Genomic DNA, 1,047 nt, shown 5'->3' with positions numbered 1-1,047 from the left:
AGATCCGGTGGGGGTGGTTCGTTCCAGACAGGTGGATGGTCGCGGTGGGGGTGCGGGTTGACGCCGGGGTCGACATATTCCCAGCCCCACCGCTCGGCGGGGACGAACAGCCGTCGGGCGAGTTCAGAACCGGGGTGCTCAGAACCGGACATCTGGCTTCATGGATTGCAGCTCCACCTTCTGACGACCGCGATCGTAACGTTCACATCGACTTTGCGCCACCAAGGTCGATATGGTAGGCCAACCTACCATCAAGCACCATCTGTGATGTTGCGAAACAGCCGGTGCGAGCCCGCGCCCGGCCGCCGTGCCGCCCGGCCGCCGTGGGGAAGCCTCAGCCGGCGCCCCGCGTGCTGGGTGCCGCGCTGCTGGCGGGTTGGGGTCCGGCCCGGCAGAGCCCCGGGCAGCCCCGCGTCAGCCTCCAGCTCTGGCTCGTGAACGGCTGGCGGCAGCCGCGGCTGTGGTGGCGGCCGCGCCGAGCAGGACACAGCAGACGCCGGCGGCGGCAACCGGGACGTGTCGGCTCAGCGTGGCAGCGGACAGCCACACGCCGAACCCGAGGACGGCTCCGAGAGCCCCCGCGGCGAACATCGCGGCTCTCTGGCGAGAGCCGTCGCGCAGCAGCCGGCGGGTCGACTCCAGGTAGGCGAGCGCGAACAGGGCAGCCAGCACACCGCCGGCGCCCATGGCGCTGGCCAGCGGTACCTGCCTCGGCTCGATCGTCACCTCCTGGACGCTGCTCCTGCCCGCCCGATCCAGCCGCACCTGCCCGTGGACGGCTCCACCGGCGATCCACCGGGTCAGCGGCGGGGCGGTGACGTCTGTCCGCCAGGGCTCGCCGGCGTTCACCGTCACCGGGCCGCCGGTCGCGGTGCCCAGTGAGATGCCCGCCGCGGACAGCCGTAGGAGCACCGTCACGGTTCCGGGGGCCACTGCCGTGCCGCTGATCTCCACTGGCTCGGCCAGGTCGACCCGCGCGGCCGCGGGCGGGGTGGCCCCGGCCACCTGAATGCCCTCGGCCGCGGCGGGGCCGGTGGGGACGGCCGG

At 73.1% G+C, this 1,047-nt stretch carries 1 pseudogene; it reads right to left on the bottom strand.

Annotated elements, in window-relative coordinates:
• Positions 1-414: 414 nt before the first annotated feature.
• Positions 415-1,047, bottom strand: a pseudogene (locus NBW84_RS03255) (serine/threonine-protein kinase); the annotation flags it as partial.

The organism is Protofrankia sp. CiP1_Cm_nod2 (assembly GCF_920664355.1).
Taxonomy (GTDB): domain Bacteria; phylum Actinomycetota; class Actinomycetes; order Frankiales; family Frankiaceae; genus Protofrankia.
This window is presented reverse-complemented; position numbering and strand designations above follow the sequence as displayed.